15 protein-coding genes are annotated in these 17235 nt (G+C 60.1%); 5 read left to right on the top strand and 10 right to left on the bottom strand.

Annotation, left to right across the window (positions count from 1 at the left end):
• Positions 1-30 precede the first annotated feature (30 nt).
• Positions 31-1179 (top strand): efflux RND transporter periplasmic adaptor subunit, encoded by a 1149-nt coding sequence (locus Q7C33_RS00880; protein ID WP_217861393.1) that lies wholly within the window; start codon positions 31-33, stop codon positions 1177-1179.
• A gap of 13 nt (positions 1180-1192) precedes the next feature.
• On the top strand, positions 1193-4219 hold the full coding sequence (locus Q7C33_RS00885; RefSeq protein ID WP_030142507.1) for a multidrug efflux RND transporter permease subunit: 3027 nt from the start codon (positions 1193-1195) through the stop codon (positions 4217-4219).
• A gap of 65 nt (positions 4220-4284) precedes the next feature.
• Here Q7C33_RS00885 and Q7C33_RS00890 read toward each other — a convergent pair whose 3' ends face one another.
• From Q7C33_RS00890 to colR, 5 genes are all read right to left on the bottom strand, one after another.
• Complete coding sequence (locus tag Q7C33_RS00890; protein ID WP_030142508.1) at positions 4285-4524, bottom strand: hypothetical protein; 240 nt, start codon at positions 4522-4524, stop codon at positions 4285-4287.
• 2 nt (positions 4525-4526) lie between these two features.
• The gene (locus Q7C33_RS00895) at positions 4527-5234 is read right to left on the bottom strand and encodes a lipopolysaccharide kinase InaA family protein (protein ID WP_407682681.1); all 708 of its coding nucleotides are present in this window, start codon (positions 5232-5234) and stop codon (positions 4527-4529) included.
• 4 nt (positions 5235-5238) lie between these two features.
• The gene (locus tag Q7C33_RS00900; RefSeq protein ID WP_030142510.1) at positions 5239-5907 is read right to left on the bottom strand and encodes a class I SAM-dependent methyltransferase; all 669 of its coding nucleotides are present in this window, start codon (positions 5905-5907) and stop codon (positions 5239-5241) included.
• A gap of 110 nt (positions 5908-6017) precedes the next feature.
• Positions 6018-7295, bottom strand: coding sequence for a sensor histidine kinase (locus Q7C33_RS00905; RefSeq protein WP_407682682.1), 1278 nt, complete (start codon positions 7293-7295; stop codon positions 6018-6020).
• Positions 7285-7968, bottom strand: a complete 684-nt coding sequence (gene colR / locus Q7C33_RS00910; protein WP_030142512.1) for a two-component system response regulator ColR — start codon at positions 7966-7968, stop codon at positions 7285-7287. The genes Q7C33_RS00905 and colR overlap by 11 nt, the downstream gene beginning before the upstream one ends.
• A 231-nt stretch (positions 7969-8199) precedes the next feature.
• On the opposite strand from colR, the gene Q7C33_RS00915 reads away from it, so the two are divergent.
• Positions 8200-8943: a phosphatase PAP2 family protein gene (locus Q7C33_RS00915; protein WP_030142513.1), complete on the top strand. Its 744-nt coding sequence runs from the start codon at positions 8200-8202 to the stop codon at positions 8941-8943.
• A 198-nt stretch (positions 8944-9141) separates the two neighbouring features.
• Here the strand turns inward: Q7C33_RS00915 and groL are convergent, their stop codons facing one another.
• The 4 genes from groL to Q7C33_RS00935 form a co-directional block, all read right to left on the bottom strand.
• Complete coding sequence (gene groL / locus Q7C33_RS00920; protein WP_030142514.1) at positions 9142-10785, bottom strand: chaperonin GroEL; 1644 nt, start codon at positions 10783-10785, stop codon at positions 9142-9144.
• Between the two features lie 50 nt (positions 10786-10835).
• Complete coding sequence (locus tag Q7C33_RS00925; protein ID WP_030142515.1) at positions 10836-11129, bottom strand: co-chaperone GroES; 294 nt, start codon at positions 11127-11129, stop codon at positions 10836-10838.
• A gap of 247 nt (positions 11130-11376) precedes the next feature.
• Positions 11377-11853: an FxsA family protein gene (locus Q7C33_RS00930; RefSeq protein WP_030142516.1), complete on the bottom strand. Its 477-nt coding sequence runs from the start codon at positions 11851-11853 to the stop codon at positions 11377-11379.
• Between the two features lie 66 nt (positions 11854-11919).
• Positions 11920-12651, bottom strand: coding sequence for a HugZ family pyridoxamine 5'-phosphate oxidase (locus Q7C33_RS00935; RefSeq protein WP_407682683.1), 732 nt, complete (start codon positions 12649-12651; stop codon positions 11920-11922).
• A gap of 164 nt (positions 12652-12815) precedes the next feature.
• On the opposite strand from Q7C33_RS00935, the gene Q7C33_RS00940 reads away from it, so the two are divergent.
• Positions 12816-13574 (top strand): SDR family oxidoreductase, encoded by a 759-nt coding sequence (locus tag Q7C33_RS00940; protein ID WP_030142518.1) that lies wholly within the window; start codon positions 12816-12818, stop codon positions 13572-13574.
• 126 nt (positions 13575-13700) lie between these two features.
• Here the strand turns inward: Q7C33_RS00940 and apbC are convergent, their stop codons facing one another.
• On the bottom strand, positions 13701-14795 hold the full coding sequence (gene apbC, locus Q7C33_RS00945) for an iron-sulfur cluster carrier protein ApbC (RefSeq protein WP_030142519.1): 1095 nt from the start codon (positions 14793-14795) through the stop codon (positions 13701-13703).
• 304 nt (positions 14796-15099) lie between these two features.
• Between apbC and metG the strand changes: the two genes are divergently transcribed.
• Entirely contained in the window at positions 15100-17145 is a 2046-nt protein-coding gene (gene metG / locus Q7C33_RS00950; protein WP_407682684.1) for a methionine--tRNA ligase, read from the top strand.
• Positions 17146-17235: the final 90 nt, after the last annotated feature.

Genomic DNA, 17235 nt, shown 5'->3' on the forward strand with positions numbered 1-17235 from the left:
TCTCTCAGCTCTTTTCCAAGGAAGTGGAACATGCTGCGACGCCGCATGCTGATCATGTTGGGTGTTGTCCTGCTGGTGGTGCTGTTGCTGGCAGGCTACAAGGCCTTCTCCATCTACCAGCAGATCCAGATGTTTTCTGTCCCGAAACCGCCCGTCAGCGTTGCCGTGGCCAAGGCCACCGAGCAACCCTGGCAGTCTCGCCTGCCCACCGTCGGCAGCCTGAAGGCCTTGCAAGGCGTTGACCTGAGCCTGGAGATCGCCGGCACGGTGCAAAAGCTGCAGTTCGAATCGGGGCAAAAGGTCAAGGCCGGCCAACCGCTCCTGCAACTGGACAGCGAAGTCGAAAGCGCCCTGCTGGAAACCGCCCAGGCCGACCTTGGCCTGTCGCAGCTGGATTTCGGCCGGGGTCGACAACTGGTCGGCAGCCAGGCGATTTCCAAAGGCGAGTTCGATCGGCTTGCGGCCCAGTTGAAGAAGAACCAGGCCACGGTCAACCAGCTCAAGGCATCGCTGGCGAAGAAACACATCGTCGCGCCTTTCAGCGGCACCATCGGCATTCGTCAGGTGGACGTTGGCGATTACCTGGCCAGCGGCACGGTGATCGCCACCCTGCAGGACCTCAGTAGCCTGTACGTGGATTTCTATGTCCCGGAACAGACGGTGCCTCGGCTCGCCGTTGCCCAAACGGTCAACGTCAGTGTCTCGGCCTACCCAGGCCAGACATTCGTCGGCACCATCAGCGCCATAAACCCCAAGGTCGAGGACAGCACCCGCAATGTGCTGGTGCGCGCCACCCTTGCCAACCCCGATGGCAAGTTGTTGCCCGGCATGTTTGCCAACCTGCAGGTCGTCTTGCCAGACGTGGCCGCCGGCATCGTCGTGCCGGAGAGCGCCGTGACCTACACGCTCTATGGCAACTCGATGTACGTGGTCACCCAGAAGAAAGCCGCCGATGGCAGCGTCGAGAAAGATGACAAGGGCCAGCCGGTCCTGATCGCCGAGCGGCGCTTCGTCGAGACGGGTGAGCGTCGCGACGGGCAGGTCCTGGTGACCAAGGGCGTGCACAGCGGTGAAGACGTGGTGATTGCCGGCCAGCTCAAGCTCGACAACGGCACGTCCATCGCCATCAGCGACGACAAGACCCTGACCGAACAGAACAGCACGCCGCGCGCGGACTGATCAAGGAACCCCCATGGCTTTTACCGATCCGTTCATCCGCCGCCCGGTGCTCGCCACCGTGGTCAGCCTGTTGATCGTGCTGCTGGGCTTCCAGGCCTGGAGCAAGTTGCCCCTGCGCCAGTATCCGCAGATGGAAAACGCCCTGATCACGGTGACCACCGCCTACCCCGGCGCCAATGCCGAGACTATCCAGGGCTATATCACCCAGCCAATGCAACAAAGCCTGGCCAGTGCCGAAGGCATCGACTACATGACCTCGGTCAGCCGACAGAATTTCTCGGTGATCTCGGTCTATGCCCGTATCGGCTCCAACAGCGACCGGCTCTTTACCGAACTGCTGGCCAAGGCCAACGAGGTCAAGAACCAGCTGCCCCAGGACGCCGAGGACCCCGTTCTCAGCCGAGAGGCTGCCGACGCCTCGGCGCTGATGTACATCAGTTTCTTCAGCAAGGAATTGAACAATCCGCAGATCACCGACTACCTGTCACGGGTGATCCAGCCCAAACTGGCAACCCTGCCCGGCATGGCTGAGGCGGAGATTCTCGGCAACCAGGTCTTTGCCATGCGCCTTTGGCTGGACCCTGTCAAGCTCGCAGGCTTTGGGCTGACGGCTGCCGACGTGACCGATGCGGTGCGCCAGCAGAACTTTCTTTCTGCCGCCGGCGAAGTGAAAGGCGAGTACGTCGTTACCAGTATCAACGCCAACACCGAACTCAAGTCCGCCGAAGCGTTCGCCGCGATCCCCCTGAAGACCGCCGGGGACAGCCGCGTGTTGCTGCGGGACGTCGCTCGCGTGGAAATGGGCGCCGAAAACTACGACACCATCAGCTCCTTTGGCGGCACGCCTTCGGTATACATCGGGATCAAGGCCACGCCCGGCGCGAACCCACTGGACGTGATCAAGGAAGTGCGCAAGATCATGCCGGAGATGGAAGCCCAGCTTCCGACCAACCTCAAGGCCGAGATCGCCTATGACGCCACTTTGTTCATCCAGGCCTCCATCGACGAGGTAGTGAAGACCTTGTTCGAGGCGGTACTGATCGTCATCGTCGTGGTCTTCCTGTTCCTCGGAGCCTTGCGCTCGGTGCTCATCCCGGTAGTGACCATTCCACTGTCGATGATCGGCGTCATGTTCTTCATGCAGTTGATGGGCTACTCCATGAACCTGCTGACGCTGCTGGCCATGGTGCTCGCCATCGGCCTGGTGGTGGACGATGCCATCGTGGTCGTGGAAAACATCCACCGACACATGGAGGAAGGCAAGACCCCATTCGACGCCGCCATTGAAGGCGCGCGGGAAATAGCCATGCCGGTGGTCTCGATGACCATAACCCTCGCGGCGGTGTACGCGCCCATCGGCTTGCTTGAAGGCCTGACGGGGGCATTGTTCAAGGAGTTCGCCTTGACCCTGGCTGGCGCCGTGGTCATTTCAGGCATCGTCGCGCTGACCTTGTCACCCATGATGTGCGCGATGCTCCTGCGCCATGACGAGAATCCCACGGGGCTGGCCCATCGACTGGACGTGATTTTCGAACGCCTGAAAAACCGTTACCAACGCCTGCTCCATGGCACGCTCAACAGTCGGCCCGTGGTGCTGGTATTCGCGGTGATCGTGCTGTTGCTCATTCCCGTGCTGATCATGTTCACCAAGTCCGAACTGGCGCCCGACGAGGACCAAGGCATCATCTTCATGATGGCCAACGCGCCGAAGACGACCAACCTCGATTACCTGAACGCCTACACCGATCACTTCATCACGATCTTCAAGGAGTTCCCCGAGTACTACTCCTCTTTCCAGATCAACGGCTATAACGGCGTCCAGTCAGGCATCGGCGGCTTCTTGCTCAAGCCCTGGAACGAACGCAGCCGCACCCAGATGGAAATCCTGCCCGAGGTCCAGGCCAAGCTGGAAGGCATCCCGGGCCTGCAGATCTTCGGTTTCAACCTGCCCTCGCTGCCAGGCACCGGCGAAGGCTTGCCCTTCGAGTTCGTCATCAATTCGCCGAAGGACTACACGACGCTGCTGCAGATTGCCGAACGGGTCAAGAAACGCGCGCTGGAGTCCGGCAAATTCGCTTTCATGGACATCGACCTGGCCTTCGACAAACCCGAAGTCGTGGTGGATATCGATCGCGCCAAGGCCGCCCAGATGGGCGTGTCAATGCAGGACCTGGGCGGAACCCTGGCAACACTGCTGGGTGAGTCCGAGATAAACCGCTTCACTCTGGAAGGGCGCAGCTACAAAGTAATTGCCCAGGTCGAACGACCGTTTCGGGACAATCCGGACTGGCTGAACAATTACTACGTAAAGAATACCCAGGGCGAATCGCTCCCGCTGTCGACGCTGATCAAGGTCAGCGACCGGGCACGACCGCGCCAGTTGAATCAGTTCCAGCAGCTCAATGCGGTGACGATTTCAGGCTTTCCAACCGTGAGCATGGGCGAGGCCATTGAAACCGTCCGCCAGATTGCCCGCGAGGAAGCTCCGGTGGGGTTCGCCTTCGATTACGCCGGAGCTTCGCGCCAGTTCGTACAGGAAGGCAGTGCGCTGTGGGTGACCTTTGGCCTGGCGCTTGCGATCATCTTCCTGGTGCTGGCCGCGCAGTTCGAGAGTTTCCGGGATCCACTGGTCATCCTGGTCACGGTGCCGTTATCCATTTGCGGCGCGCTGATTCCGCTGTTCCTCGGCTGGTCGAGCATGAACATCTATACCCAGGTCGGGCTGGTGACGCTGATCGGACTGATCAGCAAGCACGGTATCCTGATCGTCGAGTTCGCCAACCAATTGCGCAAGGAACAAGGCCTGAGCCCGCGCGATGCCGTTGAGCAGGCCGCGTCGATACGACTGCGGCCCGTACTGATGACAACCGCGGCAATGGTATTCGGCATGGTGCCGTTGATCCTGGCCACCGGCGCCGGAGCGGTCAGCCGCTTCGACATCGGCACGGTCATCGCCACGGGCATGTCGATCGGCACCCTGTTCACGTTGTTCGTGTTGCCTTGTGTCTACACCTTGCTGGCCAAAGCCGACAAACACTGAGACCTGTGACGGTGCAAAAAACAAAGGCCTCGCAAATGCGAGGCCTTTGTTTTGAATCAGGACGCTCAACTCTGAGGCTTCATGCCTTGGGACAGGCCAAACATGAACAGCAACAGATCGTTATCCGGTCGGATAGCATCCGTCGCCTTTGCTACTCGAGGCAAAGGGCAATGCGCGCCAACGGTGGAAGTATGGTTGGAGGCACTGAGGATCTGTGATCGGGGCTGCTCCCATACCGCGACCGCCATTGATGCAACTGCCAGGGCTCCGACTAGAAACAAACCTCTAGCAATTTCTAGTTTCATCGCTATAAACCTTTGATAGCGCTGCCAAACGCCGTCTCATAAAAGTAGACCAGTTTTTTCCAGTCGGAATCACGAAACGACGAATGGCGCCGCAGTTGCTTCATGTCGTGGGAGGCCGCGCTTCGGGCAGTCAGGCGTTGTCGGCATTTCTCGAAATCCAACAGGGCGACTTCGGCCTTCGCCGACTCGCCTTCTCCGGTTACGCGGACAAACACATGCTTGATGTAGAGGCATCCATGTTGCCAGCGGCCCTTGTGCATACGAGCCAGGTTTTCAGCCAACGACTGGAGGATATGGTCATGTACGGCCTCGCCGTGACGTTCGCGTCCGCCTCCGGCATACCAGTGTTCGATTTCCTGGAAGCCATCCATCGCGTGAGTCACCAATAGCGCACGCCACTTATGCACCGGGTCTCTTTGGGCGCCGCAGAAAAAAATCTGGGGAACCGTGACGTTGAGCTCGCTCAGAGCCGACAACGCACGCTGCTCACGCAGCACAGTCGGGCGACCAAACGGATGCATCAGGCTGCGGTAGATGTGCCCCGTCTGACGCTTGGAATACAACAGTTCGCCATTACTGCTGATCCGTTGTACGCCACTTTCACCGCCACGGCGCGTATTGGGCTCTTCCACCCATTCGCCGCGCTGATTCCAAAAATGATCGAAGCAACTATGAGAAGCCGTTGGGGCTCCTGCTGCCTGCACTGCCATCCCGTTACCCCTTGCGCAATACATAAACTCGCCACATGGCATAAAGCGGTAGGAAATCCAATTGTTCCTGGATCCGAAACCCGGCCTGTCGAAATTCCTCCTCCACCGTAACAGCAGGTAACACAAATCGGTTTTGGTAGCCTTTCTGCCCACGCTTTCGCTCCGCGCGTTTGCGTTTCCAGGCCTTGAAATTGCCATCGACCCACAATGAAACGATCACGCTGTCCCGGCTGACACGCTCGAATTCCCGCAGAATCGCCAGGCGGTGCGCGGGTTCACCGATGTGGTGGAGCAGGCGAATGCAAAAAATGCTATCGACGGCGTTATCAGGCAAGGCGATGTCGAACGCAGAAGTCTGCAAAGGTTGTACCCGTTTTACGACATCGGCGGGCTGAGCGCTCATTGCGGTTTGAAGCATGGCTTCGGAATTGTCCGCACCGATAATGACCCGGTTCGGTTTTTCGGCCAGCAAGGGCCAGAAACGCCCCGCTCCGCATGGCAGGTCCAGCACCAAGCCAGGCTCACCCGCCAGGGTCAGGGCGCGGCGTGCTAGTTGTTGGTCGCGATGGTGGGAGAGACGACGGCTCAATCCACTGCGATGCTTGAGAAAATATTGCTTGGCGTGCTGCTCGTCGTATTTCTCGGAAAAATCCAGCTTGACGGTCTTCGACATGGGGGCACTCCGTTACGAATGCCCAACCTTATGAACCGGCATGTCATCTCTTTGTGAAAAATCCGTCGCGAAAATTGACGAATCGTTTCAAGGTTTTTCAAGTACCAGTGTCAGCCCTTCGGATTCAGTTCTACCTCGAAACGGCAGCCATTGGGTTCCATTGTGCTGAGGCTGACCGTCCAACCCTGGTTCTCGCAAATCCGTTGCACCAACGACAGCCCCAGCCCCAGGCCTTCGCCGCGCTTTTCGTTCCCTCGCACGAAAGGCTCGAACATCGCCTCGCGCTTCTCCTCGGGGATGCCCACGCCGCTGTCTTCGACCACGAAACCTGTCGCGGTCAGCGAAACACGAATGAACCCCTGATCGGTGTAATGCAAGGCATTGCGCAACAGGTTGCCCATGACAGCTGTGAGGAAGGTGGCGTTATACGGTGTATCAAGGGGCTGCCCCGATTCGAAGATCAACGCCAGCCCTTTGGATTCGATAGGAGCGCGCCATACACCGAGCAGGTTTTCCGCGACCTGACCAAGCGTCAGCCGGGGTGCCATGCCGTTGTCTTCGCGCTGGGCCCGGGCAAGCATCAGGAAGGTCTGCACCAATTCGCGCATTTCTTCACTGGCCCGGTTGATGCGTTCGACCTGAGTACGCCCCCGCTGGTCGAGTGCCGGATTCTCCAACAACAGTTCGCAGGACGTGGCCAAGACCATCAATGGCGTGCGCAACTCATGGCTGACGTCACTGGTGAATAGCCGCTCACGGGTCAAGGCTTGGCGCAGTCGGCCCAACGTAGCGTCGAACGCCACGGCCAGCTCGCCCACTTCGTCGGCGGCATAGTCCGGGGCCAGCGGTGGCGCGAGTCCGAGGAGCTGGTCGCGATGCCGAACCTGGCGGGCCAGGCGCACGACCGGCGCCATCACCCGACGGGCCAACACCCACCCCAGGAACACTGCCAATGCGAGGCTGAGCACGAAGCCCACCAACACCACGGCGAACAGGACCCGTTCACGCTCCTCGAAATCGCTCTGGTCCTGCAGCAACACGTAATGCCGACCGTCTACGATCTCCACCATGGCGTGGTAGGACAGTTGTTCGCGAAACACCTCATGAAAGCCACGGTCGAGGTGACGGAGATCCTTGGGCAGCTCGAAGTCACCCGGGCCGCCGCTGAAATAGAACAACTGGTCGGGTTCGGGCCGATGACTCCAGTCGGAAACGCTGTCCATCAACAGCAAGCGTTGCAAGTCGCCGCCGAGCCCGGCGGAAATCAGTTTTTCTTCCACCAGGTGGACCGTTGCCACGATGCCAAGGGCGAAGGCCCCCGCCACCAACGCGCTCATCAACGCGAACGCGATGATGATCCGCTGGGCAAGGCTTTGCTTAAACTCCATCGCGGCCCTCGGCCAAGCGGTAACCGACGCCGTGCACCGTATGCAGCAGCGGTTTTTCGAATGGTTTGTCGATCACTTGTCGCAGTTGATGCACGTGGCTGCGCAGGCTATCGCTGTCCGGGCAATCATCGCCCCACAAGGCTTCCTCGAGTATCTCGCGACGCAGCACATGAGGACTTTTCTGCATCAGTACCGCCAGCAACTTCAGCCCTACGGGGTTGAGCTTGAGCAGCTTGCCTTCGCGGGTAACCTCCAGGGTATCGAGGTCGTAGCTCAGGTCGCCGACCTGCAAGGCGCGCCGACCACCGCCCTGGGCGCGACGCATGACCGCTTCGATCCGCGCCGCCAGCTCCGACAAGGCGAAAGGTTTGACCAGATAATCGTCGGCCCCGGATTTGAAGCCCTGCAAACGATCATCCAATTGGTCGCGCGCGGTGAGCATGATCACCGGCGTATCTCGCCGGGCATCTTCGCGCAGACGCTTGCACAGCGTGTAGCCGTCGATGCCCGGCAGCATGATGTCGAGCACGATCAAGTCATAGTGTTCGGTCGCGGCCAGGTGCAGCCCCGACAAACCGTCCTGGGCACAATCGACGGTGTAGCCCTTGAGCCCCAGGTAGTCGGCCAGGTTGGCCAGGATGTCACGGTTGTCTTCGACCAATAGAATTCGCATGGGCATCTCCTCTGCACACGTAGGCAATCGTCGTGGCCCGCGCAGCTTAAGGCCAAGCGTGTCTCGCGGCTAGGGTTGTATCTGCCTGTGTCGGGGCGAACCAGTAGAGCGCATTGCACGGACTGGACCGCATTGACGAGTTTTTCACCGAACATTCACACCTCGCCAACGCTGCGCGGCCCACACTTCGCGCGACGCGCTGTTCACGAACATTCCCTTAAAGGTACCGCCATGGTTTCCACCCTCCTGCGCCCCGCTTCCAGACCGCTGAACGTGCCGGTCGCCCTGGGTATTCCCGCCGTGGTCGCGGTCATTCTGGTGTTACTGGAACTGACCACGCTGGACATGGACCTGGCCCGTCTGTTCTACAACTCCGCTGGCGGGGGATTCATCGGCCGGCACAGTTTTTTCCTTGAAGATATCCTGCACGACCGGGCCAAACAGCTCGTTATCGCATTCTCTCTTCTGGCCGTCCTGGGGTTCATCGCTTCTTTTTTTATCGCCCGACTCAAACCTTTCAAACGCGAGCTGGGCTGTCTGGTCTTGTCGCTCGCGCTGGCAACGGCCTTTGTCACGCCCCTGAAGGCGGTCACCGCGGTGCAATGCCCCTGGAGCCTGAAAGAATTCGGTGGCAAGGAAACCTACAGTGAATTGCTGAGCCCACGTCCAGCCACCGACAAGCCTGGCCGATGCTGGCCCGGTGGACACGCCGCCACGGGTTTCACGTTGTTTGCGCTGTTTTTCGTGCTGCGCGACCGCCGTCCGCGCCTGGCCCGTCAATCGCTGATATTTGCCTTCTCACTGGGCACCGTTTTCTCCGTGGGCCGGATGATGCAGGGGGCGCATTTCTTTTCCCACAATGTGTGGACAGCGGTGTTCTGCTGGCTGATTTGCCTGGGGTGTTATTACTTCATTCTCTACCGGCCGGCCGCCAGGGCTGATCGCGTAGCGCTGAGCCAACCCGCCAACGCCTGAACATGGTGCAGTAACTCTGTGGGAGCGAGCTTGCTCGCGATGGCGGTGGGTCAGTCAATCAAGCATCGACTGATACTCCGCCATCGCGAGCAAGCTCGCTCCCACAGGGGAATGGGGTGTTGCTTCATGAATCCAGGGCAATAAAAAACCCCGCTTGCTTTCGCAGGCGGGGTTTTTCGCTACAGGGGTAAGGCTGGCTTACATCATGCCGCCCATGCCACCCATGCCGCCCATGTCCGGCATGCCGCCGCCAGCTGGAGCGTCTTCCTTGATTTCAGCGATCATCGCCTCGGTGGTGATCATCAGGCTGGCAATCGACGAAGCTGCTTGCAGAGCCGAACGAGTCACTTTGGCTGGGTCCAGGATACCCATTTCGATCATGTCGCCGTATTCGCCGGTAGCAGCGTTGTAACCGTAGTTACCCGAACCCTGCTTGACCTTGTCGACCACGACGCTTGGCTCGTCGCCGGAGTTGGCAACGATCTGGCGCAGCGGTGCTTCAACAGCGCGACGCAGCAACTGGATGCCGACGTTCTGGTCATCGTTGTCGCCTTTCAGCTCGCTGATGGCTTGCAGGGCACGAACCAGTGCCACGCCACCGCCAGGTACCACGCCTTCTTCGACGGCTGCGCGGGTTGCGTGCAGGGCGTCTTCAACGCGGGCTTTCTTCTCTTTCATTTCAACTTCGGAACCGGCACCAACCTTGATCACCGCAACACCGCCGGACAGCTTGGCCAGGCGCTCTTGCAGTTTTTCACGGTCGTAGTCGGACGAAGTCTCGGCCACCTGGGCGCGGATCTGGGTCACACGCGCCTGGATATCGGCATCGTTGCCAGCGCCGTCGATCACGGTGGTGTTTTCCTTGGACAGGATCACGCGCTTGGCGTTACCCAGGTGCTCCAGGGTGGTGCTTTCCAGGCTCAGGCCGATCTCTTCGGAGATAACGGTACCGCCGGTCAGTACGGCGATGTCCTGCAGCATGGCCTTGCGACGGTCGCCGAAGCCTGGTGCCTTGACGGCAGCAACCTTGACGATACCCCGCATGTTGTTCACGACCAGGGTCGCCAAGGCTTCGCCTTCGACGTCTTCAGCCACGATCAGCAGTGGGCGACCGGCTTTGGCAACGGCTTCCAGCACTGGCAGCATTTCGCGGATGTTCGAGATCTTCTTGTCGACCAGCAGGATCAGCGGGCTGTCCAGCTCGGCAACCATGGTGTCTGGCTTGTTGACGAAGTATGGCGACAGGTAGCCACGGTCGAACTGCATGCCTTCTACAACCGACAGTTCGTTTTCCAGGCCCGAGCCTTCTTCAACGGTGATCACGCCTTCCTTGCCGACTTTTTCCATGGCTTCGGCAATGATGTCGCCGATGGAGTTGTCGGAGTTGGCCGAGATGGTACCGACCTGGGCGATTGCCTTGGAGTCAGCGCATGGCTTGGCCAGGCCCTTCAGTTCCTTGACGATGGCGATGGTCGCCTTGTCGATGCCGCGCTTGAGGTCCATCGGGTTCATACCGGCAGCGACGGCTTTCAGGCCTTCGTTGACGATCGACTGGGCCAGTACGGTCGCGGTGGTAGTACCGTCACCGGCGTCATCGTTGGCACGGGAGGCAACGTCTTTGACCAGTTGCGCACCCATGTTTTCGAAGCGATCTTTCAGCTCGATTTCCTTGGCTACGGAAACGCCGTCCTTGGTGATGGTCGGAGCGCCGAAGCTCTTCTCGATGATCACGTTACGGCCTTTCGGGCCCAGGGTCGCTTTTACTGCGTCAGCCAGGACGTTGACACCGGCGAGCATTTTCTTGCGGGCGGAATCGCCGAATTTAACTTCTTTAGCAGCCATGATCGATATTCCTTAAATACTTTTTAGTAGCGGGAAAATGAGCGGGGGAATCAGCCTTCGAGAACGGCGAGGATTTCGCTCTCGCCCATTACCAGCAGGTCTTCGCCGTCGACTTTCACAGTGTTGCTGCCGGAGTAAGGGCCGAACACAACCTTGTCACCCACTTTCACGGCCAGCGCACGTACTTCACCGTTTTCCAGTGCCTTGCCTGGACCTACAGCGAGAACTTCACCGTGGTTGGCTTTCTCGGCAGCCGAACCTGGCAGGACGATACCGCCAGCGGTTTTCTTCTCTTCTTCGCTGCGACGGATGACGACGCGGTCATGCAGAGGACGAAGCTTCATTGTCGATCTCTCCTAATTTTGGTTTTCATCGGCCGGTGTAGTCCCGGCGGGTTTAACAAAAGCCGGCGGAGCCGGGGTGCGGTTCGTCAAGCGAACCGCGGAAGTCTGTCCAGTGTCGCCACCGGAAACCTTGCGGTGACCCATACATAAGGGCGTGCAAGGCGATTACAAGGGCAAGAGATGAAAATTTTTACTTCATCCGGGCAAAAACGGACACGGCACCCGAAGGTGCCGTGTCGCAGGATATTCACTTGGTATCGCGGTGCTCGAATTCACCTTCGATCACGTTCGGCTCGCGGCCTACGGGCTCCCTGGGGGCCGGGCCGCCACGAGGTTGGAGATCATCGGCAAAGGCTCGCTGACGCATCGCCTGATCTTCGGCGCGCTGGCGCATCTTGTTGGCCAGCAACCGGCGGGTAAACGGCAACAGCAGGACCAGGCCCAGCACGTCGCTGATGAAACCTGGCAGGATCAACAGGCCGCCGCCCAAGGCCAGCATCAGGCCTTCAAGCATGGTCTGGGCAGGCAGCTCGCCACGGCTCAGGCTTTCACGGGCCCGCAGCGCCGTGGCGAGACCGGCGATGCGCAGCACGAACACGCCGAGCATCGAACCGAGAATGACCAGCAACAGCGCCGGGAAGAACCCGATCGCACCGCTGACCTTGACGAATACGAACAGCTCCAACACCGGGAACAGCAGAAAGAGCAACAAAAAAGGGCGCATCAAAAGGTTCCTCAACGCAAGAATGCCTTGCTATGAAAACCTAGATGACGTCGCCCTTTCGTGAATTCAAGCACCAACCTCGGCATTTTTTGGCCATTGCTCGGCGTGGGCCAGATAAACCAAGGCCTCGCGAACTTGTGTCGGCGTGTTGCAAGGGTTCGGGAACGCGAGCCAATGCAATCCCTGCCCGATGCGCAGGTGCATGCCTTCGCTGTCGATGCCGACCAATTGCGCCGGTTCTGTTTTCGGCAGCCCCGTCAGCGCCACGTAATGGGCGATTGCCTTGGCGTGATCGACATTCATGTGTTCGATCATGCTGGCTTCGGCCTTGCCGGCGAAAGGATTGGCCAGGGTGAGGTGGTCGATCCAGTGAATGGCGCCGAAACCGCCAATGTAGCGATGGCGCACCGGGTCCAGGACCCAGAAGTCGAAATCGTGGGCCTTGTGGTAGTTCTGCGACTCAGGAAAATAGCGGTAGTAACGCTCGGCTGCGGCCTCGATCGCGATACTGTCTTCGAGTCTGCGGGCCTCGGCCAGATAGGTCAGGCGCCCCACCGCCTGCACATCCTCAGCGCCCCGCTCCCCTACCAGCATCGAGCACTTGGGATCTTTCTGCAGGTTGTGGGTGTGCTGGGCGATGCGGCTGATCAGGATCAACGGCCGGCCCTGCTCGTCCAGGCAATACGGCACAACGGAGCCGAACGGAAAACCCGGCATCGACTTGGAATGGGTGGAGAGCATCCCCCGGTATTCCTTGAGCAGCAATTCTCGGGCATGCTTGGCAACGTCAACGCTCAATTTATGACTCCTTTGAAGAAATCCGTTTAAAAAACGGACAGGCGACTGATGGATGTTTCAGTGCGCCGTCGGGGCAGTTCTCATGTGCAGCCGGGCTACACCGTCGCAGATCGAGAGGCCTCCATGAAGGTAATCCTCTAACGTTCTGCCACCGGGACATGCGAATGCAACTCACCGACAAAGTAATCATTATCACTGGCGGTTGCCAGGGCCTGGGCCGCTCCATGGCGGAGTATCTGGCTGGCAGGGGCGCGAAGCTCGCCCTGGTCGACCTCAATCAGGAAAAGCTCGACCAGGCGGTCGCCGCTTGTGCCGCCAAGGGTGTCGAGGCCCGTTCCTATGTGTGCAACGTGGCGAACGAGGAGCAGGTCAGCGACATGGTTGCCCGGGTGGCAGAGGATTTCGGCGCGATTCACGGCCTGATCAACAACGCAGGCATTCTGCGTGATGGGCTGCTGCTCAAGGTCAAGGACGGCGAAATGACCAAGATGAGCCTGGCCCAATGGCAAGCCGTGATCGACGTCAACCTCACCGGTGTATTCCTGTGTACCCGTGAAGTGGCGGCAAAAATGGTCGAGCTGAAGAACAGCGGCGCGATCATCAATATCTCGTCGATCTCCCGCGCGGGCAATATCGGCCAGACCAATTATTCCGCCGCCAAGGCCGGCGTCGTCGCCGCCACCGTGACCTGGGCCAGGGAACTGGCGCGTTATGGCATCCGCGTGGCAGGCATCGCGCCAGGTTTCATCGAAACCGAAATGACCCTGGGCATGAAGCCCGACGCCTTGGAAAGAATGACCTCCGCAATCCCGCTCAAGCGCATGGGCAAACCCGAGGAAATTGCCCATTCGGCCGCCTATATCTTCGAGAACGACTACTACACCGGTCGGATCCTGGAGATGGATGGCGGGATGCGCATCTAAACCCACCGCATAACCCATGTGGGAGCGAGCTTGCTCGCGATGGCAGAGTATCAGTCACATCAAGGCTGACTGAACCGACGCCATCGCGAGCAAGCTCGCTCCCACAGGGGATTGTGTTTCAAAGCATCAATCGTCGCTGACGGTGATGTTCGGCATCGCCGGTGACGCGGCTTCCTGCAACACGATCCGCGCGCCGACGTGGCGGGCCAGTTCCTGGTAGACCATGGCGATCTGGCTGTCCGGTTCGGCGATGACGGTCGGCTTGCCACCGTCGGCCTGTTCGCGGATCACCATCGACAGCGGCAGCGAGGCCAACAGCTCGACGCCGTACTGGGTCGCCAGTTTTTCCCCGCCACCTTCGCCGAACAGGTGCTCGGCGTGCCCGCAGTTCGAGCAGATGTGCACTGCCATGTTTTCCACCACGCCCAGCACCGGGATGTTCACCTTGCGGAACATCTCCACGCCCTTGCGCGCGTCCAGCAGGGCGAGATCTTGGGGCGTGGTGACAATCACCGCGCCGGCCACCGGGACTTTCTGCGCCAGGGTCAACTGGATATCGCCGGTGCCCGGGGGCATGTCGATCACCAGGTAATCCAGGTCGCCCCAGGCGGTTTGCGTGACCAATTGCAGCAAGGCCCCGGACACCATCGGCCCGCGCCAGACCATCGGCGTGTTGTCGTCGGTCAGGAAGGCCATGGACATGACTTCGACGCCGTGGGACTGCAGCGGCACGAACCATTTCTGATCCTTGACCTGCGGGCGGGTACCCTCGGCGATGCCGAACATGATGCCCTGGCTCGGACCGTAGATGTCCGCATCGAGAATCCCCACCTTTGCCCCTTCGCGGGCAAGTGCCAGCGCCAGGTTGGCGGCCGTGGTGGACTTGCCCACGCCGCCCTTGCCCGACGCCACGGCAATCACGTTCTTGACGTTCGCCAGCCCCGGCACCTGGGCCTGGGCCTTGTGCGCGGCGATCACGCTGTTGATCTCGACTTTGGCGGCTGCCACGCCGTCCAGGCCTTCGATGGCCATCTGCAGCATTTGCGCCCAACCGTTCTTGAACAGATCGGCGGCGTAGCCGATTTCCAGCTGGACACTGACGCGATCGCCCTGGATGTCGATGGCACGCACGCATCCGGCGCTGACCGGGTCCTGGTTCAGGTAAGGGTCGGTGTACTGGCGAAGGACGGCTTCCACCGCTGCGCGATTGACGGCGCTCATGGGCAACTCCGATAGCAAGACTTGAAAAACAGGTCGCTATCCTACGCCGCACGCTCCCGCGTGGCGACCCGATTACAGCAGTGCGAACACCTTTTGTGGCGAGGGGATTTATCCCCGCTGGACTGCGCAGCAGTCCCAAAACATTCGATCCCGATCAGCCTGACTCACCGAGGCGCCAGGTTTTGGGGTCGCTTCGCAACCCAGCGGGGATAAATCCCCTCGCCACAAACAGGCCGGCGGGGTGAAATATATTTCCCGGCGCTTTATAGTGGCCGACCTCCGTTTCATCAAGTAGCCGAGCCCCATGTCCGAGCCACGCAAGATCCTCGTCACCAGCGCCCTGCCCTATGCCAATGGTTCGATTCACCTTGGCCATATGCTGGAATACATCCAGACCGATATGTGGACGCGCTTCCAGAAACATCGCGGCAACCAATGTATTTATGTCTGCGCCGACGACGCCCACGGTTCGGCCATCATGCTGCGCGCGGAAAAGGAAGGCATTACCCCGGAACAACTGATCGCCAATGTCCAGGCTGAACACAGCGCCGACTTTGCCGAGTTCCTGGTGGATTTCGACAACTTCCACTCCACTCACGCCGAAGAAAACCGTGAGCTGTCGAGCCAGATCTACCTGAAGCTGCGTGACGCCGGGCATATTTCCACCCGTTCGGTCACCCAATATTTCGACCCGGAAAAGAAGATGTTCCTGGCCGACCGCTTCATCAAGGGCACCTGCCCGAAATGCGGCACCGAAGACCAGTACGGCGACAACTGCGAAAAATGCGGCGCCACCTACGCCCCGACTGATTTGAAAGACCCGAAGTCGGCAATTTCCGGCGCTACCCCGGTGCTCAGGGACTCCCAGCATTTCTTCTTCAAGCTGCCTGACTTCCAGCAGATGCTGCAGACCTGGACCCGCAGCGGCACGCTGCAGGACGCGGTCGCCAACAAGCTCGCCGAGTGGCTCGATTCGGGCTTGCAGGAGTGGGACATTTCCCGCGATGCGCCGTACTTCGGCTTCGAGATTCCCGGCGAACCCGGCAAATATTTCTACGTGTGGCTGGACGCGCCGATCGGCTACATGGCCAGTTTCAAGAATCTTTGCGACCGCACACCGGAGCTGGACTTCGATGCGTTCTGGGCCAAGGATTCCACCGCCGAGGTGTATCACTTCATCGGCAAGGACATCGTCAACTTCCACGCGCTGTTCTGGCCGGCCATGCTCGAAGGTGCCGGTTTCCGCAAGCCGACCGGTATCAATGTCCATGGCTACCTGACCGTCAACGGCCAGAAAATGTCCAAGTCCCGCGGCACCTTCATCAAGGCGCGCACCTACTTGGATCACCTGTCGCCGGAATACCTGCGCTACTACTACGCGGCCAAGCTCGGCCGTGGCGTCGACGACCTGGACCTGAACCTCGAAGACTTCGTGCAGAAGGTCAACTCCGACCTGGTGGGCAAGGTCGTCAACATTGCCAGCCGTTGCGCCGGCTTCATCCATAAGGGCAACGCCGGTCTACTGGTGGCCGGGAACGCCGCGCCGGAACTGACCGACGCCTTCCTGGCCGCCGCGCCAGGCATCGCCGACGCCTACGAGAACCGCGACTTCGCCCGTGCCATGCGCGAGATCATGGCCCTGGCCGACCGCGCCAATGCCTGGATTGCCGACAAGGCACCGTGGTCGCTGGCCAAGCAGGAAGGCAAGCAGGACGAAGTCCAGGCCATCTGCGCCCTGGGCATCAACCTGTTCCGCCAGCTGGTGATTTTCCTCAAGCCGGTGCTGCCGTTGCTGGCCGCCGATGCCGAGGCGTTCCTCAACGTTGCGCCGCTGACCTGGACCGATCACCAGACCCTGCTGAGCAACCATCAGTTGAACGAGTTCAAGCCGTTGATGACCCGCATCGACGCCACCAAGGTCCAGGCCATGATCGACGCGTCCAAGGAAGACCTGGCCGCCAGCCAGACCGATACCGGCGGCCCGAGCGGCAACGGTGAGTTGGCCAAGGACCCGCTGTCGCCGGAAATCGACTTCGACGCCTTCGCTGCGGTCGACCTGCGCGTGGCACTGATCGTCAAGGCCGAGGCCGTGGAAGGGGCGGACAAACTGCTGCGCCTGACCCTGGACATCGGCGATGAACAACGCAACGTGTTCTCCGGCATCAAGAGCGCCTACCCGGACCCGGCCAAGCTTGAAGGTCGGTTGACGATGATGATCGCCAACCTCAAGCCACGCAAAATGCGTTTCGGTATGTCCGAGGGCATGGTGATGGCGGCGGGCCCCGGCGGTGAAGAGATCTACTTGCTGAGTCCGGACAGCGGCGCCAAGCCGGGCCAACGGATCAAATAATCCGATCGCGTACGGCACCGATCCCACAGTCGCCTCCCAGCGACTGTGGGATTTTCATATCTGGCCCACCCTCACGGCGTACCGGATAAT

The organism is Pseudomonas sp. BP11-1-1 (genome assembly GCF_052112105.1).
GTDB classification, from domain to species: Bacteria; Pseudomonadota; Gammaproteobacteria; order Pseudomonadales; family Pseudomonadaceae; genus Aquipseudomonas; species Aquipseudomonas alvandae.